This is a genomic window from Lactobacillus sp. M0403, assembly GCF_016101265.1.
In the GTDB taxonomy this organism is placed as follows: domain Bacteria; phylum Bacillota; class Bacilli; order Lactobacillales; family Lactobacillaceae; genus Lactobacillus; species Lactobacillus apis.
In genome coordinates, this window is record NZ_JACFQV010000003.1 from 55397 (window position 1) to 71042 (window position 15646).

General features: G+C 37.3%; 24 protein-coding genes. 23 read left to right on the forward strand and 1 reads right to left on the reverse strand.

Annotated features, from left to right (window positions below):
- The first annotated feature begins 2 nt into the window (after positions 1-2).
- From H3T48_RS04870 to H3T48_RS04890, 5 genes are read left to right on the forward strand one after another with little or no spacing between them, the layout of a single operon-like run.
- Complete coding sequence (locus H3T48_RS04870) at positions 3-917, forward strand: DUF1351 domain-containing protein (protein ID WP_198188719.1); 915 nt, start codon at positions 3-5, stop codon at positions 915-917.
- Positions 917-1759 (forward strand): ERF family protein, encoded by an 843-nt coding sequence (locus H3T48_RS04875; protein ID WP_198188720.1) that lies wholly within the window; start codon positions 917-919, stop codon positions 1757-1759. The genes H3T48_RS04870 and H3T48_RS04875 overlap by 1 nt, the downstream gene beginning before the upstream one ends.
- 8 nt (positions 1760-1767) lie before the next feature.
- Positions 1768-2655, forward strand: a complete 888-nt coding sequence (locus H3T48_RS04880; protein WP_198188721.1) for a conserved phage C-terminal domain-containing protein — start codon at positions 1768-1770, stop codon at positions 2653-2655.
- The gene (locus H3T48_RS04885) at positions 2655-3431 is read left to right on the forward strand and encodes a phage antirepressor (RefSeq protein WP_198188722.1); all 777 of its coding nucleotides are present in this window, start codon (positions 2655-2657) and stop codon (positions 3429-3431) included. The genes H3T48_RS04880 and H3T48_RS04885 overlap by 1 nt, the downstream gene beginning before the upstream one ends.
- The gene (locus tag H3T48_RS04890) at positions 3431-3598 is read left to right on the forward strand and encodes a hypothetical protein (protein WP_198188723.1); all 168 of its coding nucleotides are present in this window, start codon (positions 3431-3433) and stop codon (positions 3596-3598) included. Before H3T48_RS04885 ends, H3T48_RS04890 begins: the two co-directional genes overlap by 1 nt.
- Here the strand turns inward: H3T48_RS04890 and H3T48_RS04895 are convergent.
- Positions 3585-4361 (reverse strand): DUF4393 domain-containing protein, encoded by a 777-nt coding sequence (locus H3T48_RS04895; protein ID WP_198188724.1) that lies wholly within the window; start codon positions 4359-4361, stop codon positions 3585-3587. The genes H3T48_RS04890 and H3T48_RS04895 overlap by 14 nt on opposite strands.
- A 67-nt stretch (positions 4362-4428) precedes the next feature.
- On the opposite strand from H3T48_RS04895, the gene H3T48_RS04900 reads away from it, so the two are divergent.
- The 18 genes from H3T48_RS04900 (at position 4429) to H3T48_RS04985 (ending at position 15593) form a co-directional block, all read left to right on the forward strand.
- On the forward strand, positions 4429-4614 hold the full coding sequence (locus H3T48_RS04900; protein WP_198188725.1) for a helix-turn-helix transcriptional regulator: 186 nt from the start codon (positions 4429-4431) through the stop codon (positions 4612-4614).
- 25 nt (positions 4615-4639) lie between these two features.
- Entirely contained in the window at positions 4640-4825 is a 186-nt protein-coding gene (locus H3T48_RS04905) for a hypothetical protein (protein WP_198188726.1), read from the forward strand.
- The gene (locus H3T48_RS04910; protein WP_198188727.1) at positions 4825-5307 is read left to right on the forward strand and encodes a class I SAM-dependent methyltransferase; all 483 of its coding nucleotides are present in this window, start codon (positions 4825-4827) and stop codon (positions 5305-5307) included. Before H3T48_RS04905 ends, H3T48_RS04910 begins: the two co-directional genes overlap by 1 nt.
- Positions 5295-6077, forward strand: coding sequence for a DNA cytosine methyltransferase (locus H3T48_RS04915; protein ID WP_198188728.1), 783 nt, complete (start codon positions 5295-5297; stop codon positions 6075-6077). Before H3T48_RS04910 ends, H3T48_RS04915 begins: the two co-directional genes overlap by 13 nt.
- Positions 6074-6532: a single-stranded DNA-binding protein gene (gene ssb, locus H3T48_RS04920; protein WP_198188729.1), complete on the forward strand. Its 459-nt coding sequence runs from the start codon at positions 6074-6076 to the stop codon at positions 6530-6532. The genes H3T48_RS04915 and ssb overlap by 4 nt, the downstream gene beginning before the upstream one ends.
- A gap of 14 nt (positions 6533-6546) precedes the next feature.
- Entirely contained in the window at positions 6547-6777 is a 231-nt protein-coding gene (locus tag H3T48_RS04925; RefSeq protein WP_198188730.1) for a hypothetical protein, read from the forward strand.
- 20 nt (positions 6778-6797) lie between these two features.
- Positions 6798-7283 (forward strand): RusA family crossover junction endodeoxyribonuclease, encoded by a 486-nt coding sequence (locus H3T48_RS04930; RefSeq protein WP_198188731.1) that lies wholly within the window; start codon positions 6798-6800, stop codon positions 7281-7283.
- 31 nt (positions 7284-7314) lie between these two features.
- Complete coding sequence (locus H3T48_RS04935; RefSeq protein WP_198188732.1) at positions 7315-7794, forward strand: ArpU family phage packaging/lysis transcriptional regulator; 480 nt, start codon at positions 7315-7317, stop codon at positions 7792-7794.
- Between the two features lie 498 nt (positions 7795-8292).
- Positions 8293-8508 carry a type II toxin-antitoxin system HicA family toxin gene (locus H3T48_RS04940; RefSeq protein ID WP_198188733.1) on the forward strand — a complete coding sequence of 72 codons (216 nt, stop codon included), beginning with the start codon at positions 8293-8295 and terminating at the stop codon, positions 8506-8508.
- 20 nt (positions 8509-8528) lie between these two features.
- Positions 8529-8918 carry a type II toxin-antitoxin system HicB family antitoxin gene (locus H3T48_RS04945; protein WP_198188734.1) on the forward strand — a complete coding sequence of 130 codons (390 nt, stop codon included), beginning with the start codon at positions 8529-8531 and terminating at the stop codon, positions 8916-8918.
- 126 nt (positions 8919-9044) lie between these two features.
- On the forward strand, positions 9045-9203 hold the full coding sequence (locus tag H3T48_RS04950; protein WP_198188735.1) for a hypothetical protein: 159 nt from the start codon (positions 9045-9047) through the stop codon (positions 9201-9203).
- Between the two features lie 251 nt (positions 9204-9454).
- Positions 9455-9796: a hypothetical protein gene (locus tag H3T48_RS04955; protein ID WP_198188736.1), complete on the forward strand. Its 342-nt coding sequence runs from the start codon at positions 9455-9457 to the stop codon at positions 9794-9796.
- 39 nt (positions 9797-9835) lie between these two features.
- Positions 9836-10324, forward strand: coding sequence for a hypothetical protein (locus H3T48_RS04960; protein ID WP_198188737.1), 489 nt, complete (start codon positions 9836-9838; stop codon positions 10322-10324).
- An 83-nt stretch (positions 10325-10407) separates the two neighbouring features.
- Entirely contained in the window at positions 10408-11205 is a 798-nt protein-coding gene (locus tag H3T48_RS04965) for a terminase small subunit (RefSeq protein WP_370567529.1), read from the forward strand.
- Positions 11189-12439 carry a PBSX family phage terminase large subunit gene (locus H3T48_RS04970; protein ID WP_198188738.1) on the forward strand — a complete coding sequence of 417 codons (1251 nt, stop codon included), beginning with the start codon at positions 11189-11191 and terminating at the stop codon, positions 12437-12439. The genes H3T48_RS04965 and H3T48_RS04970 overlap by 17 nt, the downstream gene beginning before the upstream one ends.
- A complete protein-coding gene (locus H3T48_RS04975; RefSeq protein ID WP_198188739.1) occupies positions 12430-13869 on the forward strand; it encodes a phage portal protein in 1440 nt (479 codons plus the stop codon). The genes H3T48_RS04970 and H3T48_RS04975 overlap by 10 nt, the downstream gene beginning before the upstream one ends.
- Entirely contained in the window at positions 13847-15346 is a 1500-nt protein-coding gene (locus tag H3T48_RS04980) for a minor capsid protein (protein ID WP_198188740.1), read from the forward strand. Before H3T48_RS04975 ends, H3T48_RS04980 begins: the two co-directional genes overlap by 23 nt.
- Complete coding sequence (locus tag H3T48_RS04985; RefSeq protein WP_198188741.1) at positions 15333-15593, forward strand: hypothetical protein; 261 nt, start codon at positions 15333-15335, stop codon at positions 15591-15593. The genes H3T48_RS04980 and H3T48_RS04985 overlap by 14 nt, the downstream gene beginning before the upstream one ends.
- The last annotated feature ends 53 nt before the right edge of the window (positions 15594-15646 follow it).

Genomic DNA, 15646 nt, shown 5'->3' on the forward strand with positions numbered 1-15646 from the left:
ATATGAATAATGCAGTTAACAATTCTGAAAAACAGGAAATCATCACTTTAGCGGATAACGACTATGGTATTGCTTACCACCCGGCAAAAATTGATTTTCCAGAATATGAAAAATTGGAAGCACGAGTTGGAGCTTTTAATATCCAATACACTCAGTATGACGTTACCACGGAAAACTTAAAATCAGCAAAGGAAACTAGGGCTCAACTTAACAAGCTGAAAAAGGCGTTAAACGATAAAAAAATAGCAATCGTTAAGGACATGGACCAACCAGTCGATCAGTTTAAGTCTCAAATCAAAAAATTAACTGATCAAATTGATGAAGCATCAACGCATATCAGTAATCAGATTAACGAATACGAAGATAATGCCAAAAAGCAGCGTGAAGTTAGAATACGAGGGGAGATTGATAAGTGGTGTCAGGCAGCAGGTGTTGACCCATCGCAAATCATCTTTAATTCCAAATGGCTGAACAAGACTGCATCTTTTACGGCGACAGAAAATGAAGTAGCCCAACAAATTAATGCTTTACAACAGCAGCAACAACAACTTGCTGAAAATATCAAAGTCGTTACTGCTAAAGCGGAGCAACTTAAGCTCCCATATCAACACTGGGTGGAATTGTTAAATAACGAGCCTCTAAGCAATGTTTTGCTAGAGATGGATAATTACGCAGAAGATGTAAAAAAAGCCGCCGAGCGTGACAAAAAGGCTAAAACGGAAGCGAATAAAAACATAGTCGAACAAAATGGCAAGGCTATCGATAAGAACACCGGCGAAATTAAGGAAGACTATCATACAGCTCTGTTGGTTACTAGAGCGACCAAAATTAAATTGGGCGGTACACAGTATCAATTCAATCAATTGATGAAGTATCTCAAAGACATGGGCTTCAAGTTAGAAAGGGTGCAAGGCTAATGGAATTTATCGGAACAGATGAATGCCGTGCTATTTGGAACCAACACTTCATTCAAGTTAAAAGTAAGATTAAACAGCCAAAGCGAACTAAGACCGTTAAAGTTGCCACAAAAAATGGCGGAACGTATAGCTATAGTTATGCTGATTTAGCTGACGTGGACAAGTCAGTAATGGATGCTTGTCGAAGTGTAACGGACAAAGATGGCAATGTAGTGTTTGGATATTACTTCGACATTGACAATAGTCAAGAAGGGGTAACAGTACAGACGGTAATGGTAGATGCATCTGGTGGGAGCATGCTAAGCGATAGAATCTGGTTCAAAAACAGTTACGCTGGCGATGCACAACGGACAGCTAGTTTAATTAGTTACGCTAAGCGATATAGCTTAAGCGCAGCCTTCGGTATAGCGAGTGAAGATGATAATGACGCTCAAAATCTTAAGCCTGATAAGCCTACTGTCAGGATACTTGACCAGAAAGAACTAGATAGCTATGAAGTTGTTGTATATGGTCATAGTCACCTACTCAAAGATGTTTGGAACGATTACATTGAAAACCATGACCAAGAAACTAAACACTGGTTAACCACTCAAAGAGATCCTCAGACTAAGCAAGCTATTAAACAGCTGCTAGACAATTACAACATTAATCAGAAGATTAACGACATTATGGTCGAAAAAGATAAGGCGAAACCTAAACCAATTGTAAAAGAAACTCCAAAGCCGGAGAGCAAGCATAACGATTCAAATAATGAAAATGAAATTAAGCAGTTGGTTGACGGTAATAATCAGAGTGAAACGCCTGAAAGTACGTCAGAGGAAGAAGCATTCGACTTGTTCTAGGGGGAAAAATGAAATCAAAATGGTTGTACAGCAAACACCCAATTGTAGTTGATATGGAATTAGCCTCTGAAATTGGTCTGAACGAGTCAATTGTTGCACAACAGCTTAACTACTGGATTAACACCAAGTCAGCCAAACTGATTAACGGCAAAAAATGGGTATATAACACTTATCAAAATTGGCAACGTGATAGTTTTCCATTTTGGTCAGAGGCAACTATTAGGAGGTCTTTTACCAAGTTGGAGGAAATGGGAATCGTTGAAACTGGAAACTTTAACAAAGCAGGTTTTGACAAGACTAAATGGTACACAATCAACACAGAAAAATTAGATAAATTGATGAGCAGACGAGCTGCTCAAAATGAGCAGACGGACTGCTCAAAACGAGCAGATGGAGCTGCTCAAAATGAACAAACCAATACCAGAGATTACACAGAGATTACTACAGATAATAATAATAATGTTTTAGACAAGCCTAAAACATCTAATTCGTCAGACGGTGTTCATAAGAAAATAATTGACTACCTAAATTCTAAAGCAGGTGTTCATTACAAACACAATGCTAATGCAACAAAGAGAGTAATTGATGCTCGACTAAAAGAAGGATATACACTAGCTGACTTTATAGCTGTGATTGATAAAAAAGTAGCGGAGTGGATTAGCAATCCAGAGATGTCGAAGTACTTAAGGCCAACAACATTATTTGGGCCTAAATTTGAGAGTTATCTTAATCAAAAATCAGTTAATCCAAGTCAATATCAAAAATATGGCACTAAACGAGTCGAAAAGGGAACGGACTGGTCGAAGCATCAGGCAAGCACAGAAACAAATGTTAGCTCGGATGATTTGAAGAACTTTTTTAGAAACTTTGAAGAAAAACACAATGGAGGTACGTAATGAACGACATGCAATTATTTACTTTCGAAAATCAGAAAGTAAGAACAGTGACTGTTGATGGTGAACCATATTTTGCCGGCAAGGATGTAGCCATAATCTTAGGATATGGTAATCCTACAAAAGCAATCAGAACGCACGTTGACGAAGAAGACAAAGGGGGGTCCATTTTGGACACCCCCGGTGGAAAGCAAAGAACGACAATGATTAACGAGTCAGGACTTTACAGCTTAATTTTAAGCAGCAAGCTTCCGAGCGCTAAAAAATTCAAACGTTGGGTAACCAGTGAAGTATTGCCTTCGTTACGTAAGCATGAGGCTTACTTATCTGACAAGAAAATCGAAGAAGTGCTAACTGATCCTGACACAATCATAGAGTTGGCAACGCAGCTTAAAAATGAGCGTGAAGGCAGATTGATTGCTGAACAACAAGTTAATGAGCTTAAACCTAAAGCAACGTACTACGACACAATACTAGCTAATCCGGCATTAATGACAATAACAGTCATTGCCAAGGATTATGGCATGAGTGGCGCTGAAATGAACAAGAAACTACATAGCCTAGGCGTTCAGTACAAGCAGGGCAACATTTGGTTACTGTACACCAAGTATCAGCGACTAGGATGGACACATTCAGAAACACACATGGTAAAGTGCACTAACGGTACAGAGAAAGCAGTAGTCAACACGAAATGGACGCAAAAGGGACGTTTAGGAATCTATGAGCTACTAAAGCAAAACAACATACTACCAACAATTGAGCGCGGAGAAGTAGCGTAATGGGAAAACGAAAAATTGAAAATAAAAAAACGCCACAATCCGATAAGATTGGTACGTTTAAAATGGATAAACATAAAGAATTGGTTTGTGAGGATTCTATTGCTGGACATACAGTTTTTACAGCTGAGCAGGTCGAAGCAATCAAATTTTTAATTAATTCTGTATAACGATTTGAGTTAGTTTTTTCCCAAAAGTTGTGAATTCTATAAATCCCTTTTTAATAGTGGGTTCAGAGGTTGTAATTGAGAAAGTAACTAAATTATTACTCCAACTTAAAAATTCAGATGATTTTTTAGCAGAATCATAAAATGATTTATCTGTATCATGAGTCGAATAAGCGTCATCGCTTTGATTAATTATCCCTAGCGATACAAGATTATTTAAACTTAGTTCATTTTGAAACCAAGAAGCTGTTGATCTATCTGGAGCAATAAAATGATCTCCATATTTACGGCCTGAGCCATCATCCTTTCGGCTAAAAAATATAACAGTAGGTATAGAAACCAAAATATTAGCTGAAATTTGCATAAGAAACTCAGCATCTTCTGGACTAAATTGCGATAAAACATTTGAAAATCTAGGTGATAATCCTTGATTATTCCTTTTGTCTATAGAAGCAGCAACAAGTTTAGCAAACATTTCTCTCAAGTTATCGTCACTTAATTGATATTTAGAATCCTCTATAGTTTTCATAGCTAAGCTTGCTTTAGAAAGATCTTTATTCTCCACAGGAATTTTATTTACATTATCAATAATTGACTGCTTAAATTTTTCTATATGTGCATTAGCCCATGATGGTCCTATGTTTACTGGCCATAATAAAAATTTTGAAATCTCACCTAAGGTGTCACCAATATTTTTAGCAGTAGGATTTAGTAGTTTTTCTATAGTGCTTTGAGGTAAATAACTAAGTAGGTTTTCTGGATCCATAAAAAATCTCCTTTTAAAAATTAATCAGACACTAAATATATGTACTATTATACACGAGAGGCACAAGATGTTGTGGAATAAAATACAAATTATTTTGAACAAAAAGCATTGGTCTTTAGCAAAGTTAGCCAAGGAATCTAATGTAAATTATGAAACATTGAAAAAATATAAATTTGCTGGGCAGGAACCTAGCTTTAGTAAAGTATGTAAAATTGCTGATGCGTTAAGCATTAGTTTAGATGAATTAAGGTAACCATTAGCCTGAAAGGAGCTAGTAAATGACAACAATAAAAATGGATGACAGCCGTACGCAATACGATGTCGAAGAAAATTATGGTCGAGTGTGTGACCTTATACGATCCACGCAAGGTAAAGGCGATAAGTTCCTTGAATTAACCGAATCGGATTATGGCAAAGTTTGGATTAACATAAACAACATTTTATCAGTTAGAGCAAATGGCTAATGAAGATACTAGATGCATGCTGTGGCTCTAAGATGTTCTGGTATGACAAGCACGAGCCACACACAACTTACATGGATAACCGTTCAGAAGTTGGCCAATTTAAAGACCGTGATTATATCCGCAATGTAGTAGTTGATCCAGATATAATTGGCGATTTTAGGAAATTGCCCTTTGAGGACAACGAATTTGATTTAGTGATTTTTGACCCACCGCATTTGATAAACGCAGGCGATAACAGCTGGCTAAAAATTAAGTATGGTCGGTTACCTAAGAATGATTGGCCAAGCTACATTAGTGATGGCTTTGCTGAGTGTATGCGAGTCTTAAAACCCACAGGTACGCTACTTTTTAAATGGTCAAGCGATCAAATATCTTTCAGTGATGTATTTAAAGCAATTGGCCAGAAACCTATATTGGGTGACCGTAGGGGAAGAACACGGTGGTCGGTATTTATTAAGGGGAAAGAAAAATGCGAGCTTTAGAACTTTTCGCAGGTATTGGCGGTATTGCTTTGGCCGAGCAGATGGCTGGTATAGAAGTTGTCGGCCTATCCGAAATTGAAGAATACCCAGTGAAAATACTAGAAAAAAACTTTCCGAATGTACCTATTTTGAAAGATGTAAGGAAAATCAACAAAGAAACACTAGGAGAGGAGGGCATAGATGCAGACGCAATTAACATTGTTTCAGGAGGGTTCCCCTGCCAACCATTTAGTACAGCCGGGAAGCGCAGAGGCAAGGAAGATGACCGTGACCTCTGGCCTGAAATGTTTAGAATTATCAAAGAAATCAGGCCAGATTGGGTTGTTGGAGAGAATGTTGCTAACTTCGCCAACATGGAACTCGACAGAACGTTATCTAACTTGGAGAGCGAAGGCTACGAAACAAGGACGTTTGTACTACCAGCTACAGCCGTCGGTGCCCCACATCAAAGATTGCGAACATTCATTGTGGCCAACGCCAATGGCAGGAGACGGACAAGCTTGGATAAAAGTAAGTCAGACAGATGTAATAGGCAGTATCCAGAGGTCTTTGACGCCCAAGAGTGGAAAACGGAATGGACAGACCAGGTACACGTATTATCTGCAGGTGCAAGGATACTCAGCCAATCAAGCAGCCGACTTCGGCGAAATGATGATGGGCTATCCAAAGGGATGGACAGACTTAAATGCGTAGGTAATGCAGTAATGCCAGAACAGATATTACCTATTTTTAAAGCAATAGTTGAGATTGAAGAAGGAGCAAATCAGTGATTAATAGAGTGGTATTAACAGGACGCTTAACACGTGACCTTGAATTAAAAACAACGCAAAACGGGCTATCGGTGGCATCGTTTGCGATTGCTGTAAATAAGCAATTCACAGACGCTAATGGCAATCGTGGAGCAGATTTTATCAATTGCGTGATTTGGAGAAAATCGGCAGAGAACCTATGCAAATTTACTCATAAGGGCTCATTGATTGGTATTGATGGACGATTACAAACCAGAAGTTACGATAATAACAACGGCCAGAAGGTGTTTGTCACCGAAGTAGTGGTAGACAGTTTCTCGTTACTTGAGTCAAAAAATGAGAATCAAACTAACAATGCAGGAAACACCGGTAATGGCTACAGCAATAGCAGCAATGTTAATACTGCTACAGCGCCAGACCCGTTTGCTGGTAGTGGAGATACGGTAGACATTAGTGATGACGATTTGCCGTTCTAGAAAGGGGCACAGAAGTGATAAAAGATGATTTGAAGAAAGAAATCAGTGATAAAGTTGGCAGCTGTACGTTCTGGTTTGTTGCAATACTAATAGCAGCCGCTGCAACTTTTATTTGGAAGACAAAAGTAGCATTTTTCATTTTATCAGTAACAGTGATTTTCTTTGTACTATCGCTAACAAAATTATGCCTTGCTTGCTTTAAGCTGAAAAAAATACTAAGCGATGAGGAGAATAAAAATGAATAGAGATTGGATTGAGCAATTGTGTGAGTAGTCTAACGATTATTATCCCAAGGGAGCCTGCAAGTAAGGCACGGCCAAGGTTCTCTAGGACAGCCAAAGGAGTAAGGACATACACGCCGACCAAGACGCTTAAATATGAAGAGTTAGTGCGATATCACGCATTAGCTGAACGTCAAAAGTATGGCCTTAAGCCTATAGCAAAGCAGATGCGACTGCAGATTAAAGCATATTTCAGTATACCGAAGTCATATTCGAAGAAACGCAAAGAGATGTGTCTAGCAGGGGATGAACGTCCAACAAAAAAGCCCGATAGTGACAACATTGCAAAGATTGTGCTTGACGGACTAAATCCTAAGATGAAAGTGGACCATAGATTGCACAAGGCTGTATGCGTCCACGAGGGGCTTTATCAGGACGACAGACAGGTAATAGACCTTAGGGTAGAAAAATGGTACGCAGATGAGCCTAGGGTAGAGATTACGGCTACGTGGGATGACGACAAAGGATAGTTATTAGTTAAAAATTGATAGGTGAAAAATAATGATTGGAGTTGTGGAGTTTACCTTGTTTAGCAAAGCAAAAATAAATAAAAGTAAAACGGCTGAAGCAGTTAAGAGATTTTTTGCAGACGATTTCAATCATTACTTGAACCTGGCAAATAAGCATCTTAGCGATATATCTAGTCCAACACTTGACCCTAACAATGTTGGTGGTCATGACGGACTTAACCATCAAGATGAACGAATGGTGGTTAATCTTGATGCGCAAAACTGTGTCAAGGCTGTTGACCACGCTATTAGCAGCTGCAGTTATCCATCTGGCACAATTCTGTATCTGTATTTCATTAAAAAAATCCCGGATAACAAAATAGCCGAGCGATTGGGATATCAGTCAGCTAGATATTATGATTTAAAAAATGCTGCCTTGGTCGAGTTCGCCGAGCGGTTAGATTATTGGCGGCAGATTGACCATGCGTCTATTGAAGACTTGAGAGTTTTTGATGAAGCAAAGGTAATTTGAAAATCAGAGTTTCATCAGAGTTTTACCATAAAATCATCAGAGAATGACCATAGGTTAATCAGAGACATATAAGGTTATTATGGTATTGTCGAGAATTAAGGGTAATTCTTAACAGCTATTAATTGATCGTCCGAGATGACGCTAAACTACTACAAACTTTTTTGAATGTTTTGTTCATGAATTAATTCCTCCTTAAATTAATCAATAAATTAACTTAAGAGCTACGGCAATGGTTGTAATCAGGTTCGATTCCTGGTGCCGTAATAAACAACAATCTTCAAAAACGTTGATGTGGGTTTGATTTTTTAAAAATATATTTCAATTAAAAAGCATTAAGGTTGAAATACACATTAAAGTGTGTATAATAAAAGATATAATTTAAAAGGAATAAAAGAAATTTAGTAAGAGAATAATCTAAAAGGTATAAAAATAGTTTTTTTAAAGAGGTACACACAATGGGCAGAAAAGTAGGCGTTTTTTTAAAAAGGGGGCTCTTAAATGAGCAAGACAAAAAATTGGCGCGAAGTTATTCGCGTTTTAGAAAAAAATGGTTTTAAGCCAAAGAAAAATAATGGTGGGAGCCATATTAAATATTTTAACGAAAAAACTGGTAGAACAGTTATTGTTTCTGCTCATAATTTAGGGGCAGATGTTAAAATCGGTACTGAAAGAGCTATATATTCGCAAGCAGGAATAAAATATGAACAAAAATAGAATAAGAGGAATGAGTAGAGATGGAACAGGTTATTTTAAGTTATCCAGTTATTTTAACTGAATACAATGATGAATCTGGTCATTATTTTGTGGTAACATCACCCAATATTCAAGGATTAGTTGCAGATGGTAACAGCATAGCGGAAGCATTGGAAAATGCTAGCGATGCAATTGCTACAGCTATAGATGATGAAGAATATCCAAAAGTTCAAGATCCTAAAAAATGGAAGTTAGAGGATAATCAACAGACATCTTGGGTAAATGTTAATATGACTAAATGGCAAGCAAGATATGGAAAAACGGTAAGACGAAATGTTACTATTCCAGAGGGACTCAATGATTGGGCTAAAGAAAACTCAATCAATGTCTCAAAAGTAGTAACTCAAGCTTTAATACAAATGATGCATTAACAACAAAGACACATAAATGTCCGCTTTATAGACATAGATGTGTCTTTTTGTTTGCTCTAATTTTATAAGTTGCTGATTGCTTATCAACCAAGATTTATATTGATATTCGAAAGGAAGTTAGAAACAATGTTTAACAATATTTGGAATGCATTATCGAATAGTGTGTGGCTATTCACGGTTGCTGTATTTAATCTTTGGGCAATTGGCAAGGTCGGTGGTTTCTTTATTACTATAATTATTCGAGTTATTGCTGACAGTTATCACGAAATGCATCCCTTGGATTAAGGCTTTTTGTGCTGGCTAAACAAAAAAAGGTAATCACCTCTCTTGATTATAATCCAATTGCATTGGATTGAATCAGCCGAGGGTGATTACCATGTCAGATATAATATTTACATTAATAATTATACTACTGAAATAAACATGCCGCGAGAGTGATTGTCTTTAATTTTATGGTGCACTCTGCGTATAATATAATGGTAAAGTGATAATTATATTTAAAAGGACATTTGGTTACGAAAAAAGGAAATTTTATTATGAACTATGCGGATTTTTCAGAACTGTTTAAAGATATTATAGGCTTAGCAAAGAAAGCTAAAGATTATAAGCTAACAAATGTTATCTTAGAATTGCAAAATAGAACTATGAATTTGATACAAGAGAACATAGACCTTAAAGATCAACTTAGTAAGCAAAAAGATGATGAAGATTTTGCCAAAAATATCAAATTAACTGAGGGGGTTTATTATTATAAGGATGAAGAAGTACCCTACTGCACTAGATGCTGGGATGCCGATAAGAAGAGAATACATTTAGAAAAAGATGAATATGATGGAATTTGGTTTTGTCCGGAAGAAATATTCTTAAGAAAAAAATAGTTTAACTGAATTATCGAAATTTATGTATAGAAAGAGAAAATGCCAAAAATTATGTCAACATTAGTTTCTGCTTTACGGCCTATTGTTATTTCAGCTGTAATTTCGGCTGTATTATCTTATTTTGTTTCTGTGAGGGCAAATGCACGAATAACAAGGAAACAAAATAATCGGCAAAGTGCATTAAAAAATTCACGTACTTTTGAAAGGCTTTATCATTTGTTGTTGGGTATGTATAGAAACATTAATCATTTAAATAATATTATGGAACTTTTTGTTTCAGAAGATATACCATCAACAGTTATAGAAAGAATCAATGAATCAGAAAAAGAACTGGACAAAGAAATTACAGAGTTTTCTAATTTAGTTAACCTTAATCGCTCATTATTTGAAGAAGAAAATAGAATTAAGTTAACTACACTTGTAGATGAATTTATGGAAATAGATAAGGAATATTTAGAAATAGTAATAGGGAAAGCTAATCATGTGAATTTAGAAAAAAGTCAAGAGTTTCTATGCTGGATACTTTAGATTATCTTGTGCAGAAAAAAGATTATTATTTATATAAATTTTTGAACTAAATGAAATAACTTATAAGGAGGTGGTGAAATGATGTGACTGATTCTGAAAAAAGAATAGCCGCGCAACATGACTATGAGTTGGGCATGAAATATAAGGACATTGCCGAGAAATATGGTGTATCTTTTAACACTGTAAAGTCATGGCGCACTCGATATGGCTGGGTAAGAAAAGATGCAAAAAAAGGGTGCACTAAAAAGCCGAAAAGGGTGCACCCAAAAACACCAACAAGTGCAGCGATTGAGCAACTAAATGAAAGTAATTTAACAGATAAACGAAAGGCGTTTGTACTAGAGTACTTACGCCTTTTTAATGCAGCACAGGCTTACATTAATGTTTATGAAGTTGATTATCAAACAGCAAAAACAAATGGTCCTAGATTGCTGAGAAATGCTCACGTTCAAAAACAGATAAAGCAAATTCGTGAGGCTAAGCTAAAAGAACTAGCAATTGAACCCTTAGACCTAATTGAAGACGTAGCAAAGGAAGCCAAAGCAGATATTGGCAACTACCTTGAATTTGGTAGTTGGGCGGAGAACCTAGCAAAAAAGCAATACGGTGAAGAAAAACCAAAACCGGTTGTTGATACTGACGGCAATCAGGTTGTTATTCATCACAGCTATCTGTACTTCAAAGATAAAGACAAAGTGGACACTTCCTTAATCAAGAAGATAACCAAGGGTAAAGATGGTGCAACAATTGAGCTGTACGACAAGACGAAAGCACGTGACAAGCTACTTGAATGGCTCAAGGAGCAAAACAATGATGGTGACACTTCAGTAAACATCAATTTTGATATTCCAAAGGAGGATAGCAATGCAAGTAAGTCTTAAACAGAACGTATCGCCTGCATTTTATGACTTGTTTTGGGATATCAATAACAAAAAGCATGCTAATTATTGGCTCAAAGGAGGACGTGGCTCGACCAAGTCCTCTTTTATTTCGCTCATGATTGTTTTAGGCGTGATGCAAGACAAGAATGCCAATGCGATTGTTTTACGTAAGGTTGCAAACACGTTACGTGATTCTGTATTTGAGCAGTATCTGTGGGCGATTGACCTATTGCATGTTGATGAATACTGGCAATCGTCAGTTAGTCCGATGCAATTAACCTTTAAACCAACCGGTCAACAGATTAGATTTAAGGGTGCAGACGACCCACGTAAGATAAAGTCGCAAACGTTTAGGCAAGGTTACACGAAATTCAAGCATTTCGAAGAAGTTACGGAATTCAAAGGAATGGAAGAAATCCGTTCAATCAACCAGTCGTTAGGACGTGGTGGCTCCGGTATCATAACGTTTTACTCTTACAATCCACCAGCTAGGCAATCTAACTGGGTAAATCAGGCAGTAGACAGTGAGCAGATGCGTGATGATACGTTGGTTAACTTATCTGATTACCGCTCGGTACCTAAAGCATGGCTGGGTATTGAGTTTATAGCAGATGCAGAGCAGCTAAAAAAGGATAATGAGAAAGCCTATCGACATGAATATCTGGGAGAAGTAACCGGTACTGGTGCGGAGGTGTTCAATAATATCACGACACGTGCCATTACTGATGATGAGATTGCTACCTTTGACAAGGTTTATCACGGATTGGACTTCGGTTTCGCTCATGACCCTACAGCTTACGTAAAAATATATTGGGATGCGGCAAGACGTCGCATTTTTATTTTCGATGAATTCGAACGTGTAGGTTTAAAGAACCGTGATGCCGTTGAGATGATTAAGCAACGCAATCCGCTTAACGAACCGGTGATTGCTGATTCAGCTTCACCCGGAACAATTGCCGAGTACCGTGATTTAGGCTTGAACATATACGGTGCTCGCAAAGGACCAGGCTCACGCGACCACGGCTATAAATGGCTTGAAGACTTACGAGAAATTGTCATTGATCCAGTCAGGTGTCCTGATGCGTGGAGAGAATTTACGGGCTATGAATTTGAGCTTGATTTGAACGGTAACTACAAATCTGGATACCCAGATGGCAATGATCACACAATGGACGCTACACGTTATGCACTTGAAAGATTAATTCAGAAAGGAGGTTTCGAACCTTGGAAGTAGAAGCTATGAAGAAACTGCTGCAAAATACGCAAGCAAGACGTAAAAATTTTATAGAACGATATAGTACCTCTAAAAGATATTATCTGAATGAAAATGATATTACTCTAAAGAACAATGGCGAATCCAAAACTAAAGAAGAAGATGCTGGTAAAGAAAGCAAAAATCCTTTTAGAGCAGCTGATAACAGAGTAAGCTCAAACTTCCACCAGTTGTTAGTTGATCAAGAAGCAGGCTATTTAGCTACCAAGCCGCCAACTATTGATGTTGATGACGATAAACTAAATCAGCAAATCAAAAACACATTAGGCGATAACTTTGGTTTAAGGCTTAATGAATTAGTTGTGGATGCAGCTAATGCAGGTATAGCATGGTTGCACTATTGGATTGATATAGACGGTCAATTCAGATATGCAATTGTGCCACCTGACCAGATTACGCCTATCTATTCTACTGATTTAAATCGTAAGTTAGTTGAACTTAGGCGTTCATATAAAGAGTTAAATCCAGACACAGCCAAGTATCATTGGGTGCATGAGTATTGGGACAAGGATACAGTTACAGCTTTTAAATCGAAAGATGAACAATTTACTGACCTTCAACCGTTGGACGATAGATTTGCAATCTATGATGCAACGACAGGCGTAGAAACTGGTACATCGAGTGTCAACCATCATGGACTAGGTAGGATACCGTTTATTGCCTTTCCTAAAAACAAAGAAAAGCAGCCTGATTTATACCACTATAAAGGTCTGATAGATGTCTATGACAAAATCTATAATGGCTATGTTAACGATTTAGATGATATTCAGCAGGTATTTTTAATCCTGAAAAATTTAGATGGACAAGACCTGGATAAATTCAGGAAAGATTTACTCAGATATAAGTCCATTAAAATAAGAAGTATGGGTGCCGGAGATGATTCAGGAGTTGATCAACTGGCGGTTGACATACCAACTGAAGCCCGCAACTCAATGCTTGAAACTACTAAGACTAACATCTTTGTTCATGCACAGGGAATTGACCCAACTGACTTTAAGACCAACAATGCCACAGGTACGGCAATTAAGATGTTGTATTCTCACCTTGAGTTAAAAGCAGCTAAAACAGAAGCATATTTCAGGGACGCACTTACAGAGCTAGTACGTGCAATCATGAATTGGCTACATGTGCCTGACGCTGATAGTAGACCAATCGAACAAACTTGGACTAGAACAGCTATTCAGAATGACGTTGAAAAAGCTCAAGTGGTCAGTCAGTTGGCAAATTGGACTAGCAAAGAGGCGATTGCTAAGGCAAATCCAATTGTTGAAGATTGGCAACAAGAGTTGAAAGACCAACAGGAAGACCTTAAGAATCGTAATGATGAGTATGGTAATCCAGACAACCTAAACGGCGGCGGTGACAATAATGACGACCAAGAGAGAAGTTGATTATTGGAAACGTCGTTTTTTGTATGAAAAAGAACAGCAACTTCAGAACACTGCTGAATATGAAACGGCAATGCGGGCTAGACTAAAAGAAGTCGAGCAGGTATTGGAGCAAGAAGTTGATTATTGGCTTAAACGATATGCAGCTAATCAGGAAATTACCGTTAAAGACGCGCGTAAAATACTGTCAACCATTGGCACACGCGACTGGCATATGACGTTGAAAGAATTCAAAGCCAAGGCTAAAGCTGGCGGATTTGATAAGGAATTAGACGCTGAGTATTTCCGCAGCCAATTATCAAGACTAGAGAACATAGACGAGCAATTAACTAACCTGTTAGCTCAATACGCTACATCTGAAACAAATAAATTGGAGAATAGTTTAATTAATCAGTTTCAGCAAACGTACATGCATAGCATCTATTTGACACAATTAGAGCAAGCTAAATTATCTAGTAACTTTGCAAATGTTAATGAGTACCAGGTAAAAGCAATTGTGCACAAGCCATGGCGTGGCAGTGATTTCTCAAAACGTATCTGGAAGAGATACACGGAAACACTGCCAAATGAGCTAGGCGATGTACTGTTACGTGGTTCTGTGTTGGGTCATTCCCATGAGCAGATATTCAAGATGATGCGCCAACGCTTAAAAGACGTTGAAGACTATCAACTGCATAGGCTTGTTATTACCGAGATGGGACACGTAGCTGAAACTGCAACAGCCGAAGCATACAAAGAAGAAGGAGTTGAGCAATACCAATATTTAGCGACACTGGAGGCACATACGTGCGAAGAATGTGCTCATTTAGATGGCCAAGTATTTGAATTAAAAGACAAAGTTGAAAGCTTAAATTATCCCCTAATACATCCATACTGTAGATGTACAACAATGCCATACATTGACGGATTGCCAGACAGTTCTGAAAGGAGGGCTCGTGATCCTGAAATTGGTAAGGGTGAATATGTTGAAAATATGACCTTCAACGAGTGGAAGAAACAGTATGTAGATGAACCTAAATACAGGAAAATTAAAGCCTTGCTTGGCGAACATGCACCTAAAAAGCGAGAATTGTTTTCTTTAAATAGAAAAAGTGAACAATATGAAAAGCTAAGTAATGATATCAAGACTATTGATTATATAAGAAAATCGAAAACAGAAACTCAGTCCATAACTAAAAGGAATATTGCTGAAGAAGCTTACTTTTCCTTTAAAAATGACGGTATTCTAGTTTCTGGACATGCAGCATTGCAATATGCATCTCGTATGCAACAGAAGAAAAATGGAAGGTTCTTATATAATTATGAAACTATTAAGAGGGTGGCAAAAATGCCAGCCAATTATATTGACACAAGAAATAATAGATTAATAGAGTATTATGATAAAATAGCAATAATTAAAGAATCAACTACTGGTAAAGTGGTTACTATAATTCGTCAACGAAAGCCAGGAAGTAGGTGGGATAAAATTGAAAAAAAGTGAAAAGCAAGCAATAGATATACTGAATAGGGCTTTTAATAATACTGATTTAGAAACATATGTGTTTACTATTCAAGATTATTTTGCAGATGAAACGGATCAACTGGCAATAGATAATCCTAAAATGGAAGATTATTTAAATGATGTTATTCCTGAGTTTACGGAAGCATACGATGAAACAAAAAAAGACATATGGCTAAATGATTTGAAAAAAATCATTAAAAAAGCAGAATTATTGATTCAAAATTAAAGCAGCGTAACAGCTGCTTTTTTAATTGCCCCAAGCATGGCGTAAAAAGGCTT

Coding starts and splice junctions, on each gene's coding strand:
- H3T48_RS04870 (WP_198188719.1), top strand. CDS start 3: ATGAATAATGCAGTTAACAATTCTGAAAAACAGGAAATCATCACTTTA.
- H3T48_RS04875 (WP_198188720.1), top strand. CDS start 917: ATGGAATTTATCGGAACAGATGAATGCCGTGCTATTTGGAACCAACAC.
- H3T48_RS04880 (WP_198188721.1), top strand. CDS start 1,768: ATGAAATCAAAATGGTTGTACAGCAAACACCCAATTGTAGTTGATATG.
- H3T48_RS04885 (WP_198188722.1), top strand. CDS start 2,655: ATGAACGACATGCAATTATTTACTTTCGAAAATCAGAAAGTAAGAACA.
- H3T48_RS04890 (WP_198188723.1), top strand. CDS start 3,431: ATGGGAAAACGAAAAATTGAAAATAAAAAAACGCCACAATCCGATAAG.
- H3T48_RS04895 (WP_198188724.1), bottom strand. CDS start 4,361: ATGGATCCAGAAAACCTACTTAGTTATTTACCTCAAAGCACTATAGAA.
- H3T48_RS04900 (WP_198188725.1), top strand. CDS start 4,429: ATGTTGTGGAATAAAATACAAATTATTTTGAACAAAAAGCATTGGTCT.
- H3T48_RS04905 (WP_198188726.1), top strand. CDS start 4,640: ATGACAACAATAAAAATGGATGACAGCCGTACGCAATACGATGTCGAA.
- H3T48_RS04910 (WP_198188727.1), top strand. CDS start 4,825: ATGAAGATACTAGATGCATGCTGTGGCTCTAAGATGTTCTGGTATGAC.
- H3T48_RS04915 (WP_198188728.1), top strand. CDS start 5,295: ATGCGAGCTTTAGAACTTTTCGCAGGTATTGGCGGTATTGCTTTGGCC.
- H3T48_RS04935 (WP_198188732.1), top strand. CDS start 7,315: ATGATTGGAGTTGTGGAGTTTACCTTGTTTAGCAAAGCAAAAATAAAT.
- H3T48_RS04940 (WP_198188733.1), top strand. CDS start 8,293: ATGAGCAAGACAAAAAATTGGCGCGAAGTTATTCGCGTTTTAGAAAAA.
- H3T48_RS04945 (WP_198188734.1), top strand. CDS start 8,529: ATGGAACAGGTTATTTTAAGTTATCCAGTTATTTTAACTGAATACAAT.
- H3T48_RS04950 (WP_198188735.1), top strand. CDS start 9,045: ATGTTTAACAATATTTGGAATGCATTATCGAATAGTGTGTGGCTATTC.
- H3T48_RS04955 (WP_198188736.1), top strand. CDS start 9,455: ATGAACTATGCGGATTTTTCAGAACTGTTTAAAGATATTATAGGCTTA.
- H3T48_RS04960 (WP_198188737.1), top strand. CDS start 9,836: ATGCCAAAAATTATGTCAACATTAGTTTCTGCTTTACGGCCTATTGTT.
- H3T48_RS04970 (WP_198188738.1), top strand. CDS start 11,189: ATGCAAGTAAGTCTTAAACAGAACGTATCGCCTGCATTTTATGACTTG.
- H3T48_RS04980 (WP_198188740.1), top strand. CDS start 13,847: ATGACGACCAAGAGAGAAGTTGATTATTGGAAACGTCGTTTTTTGTAT.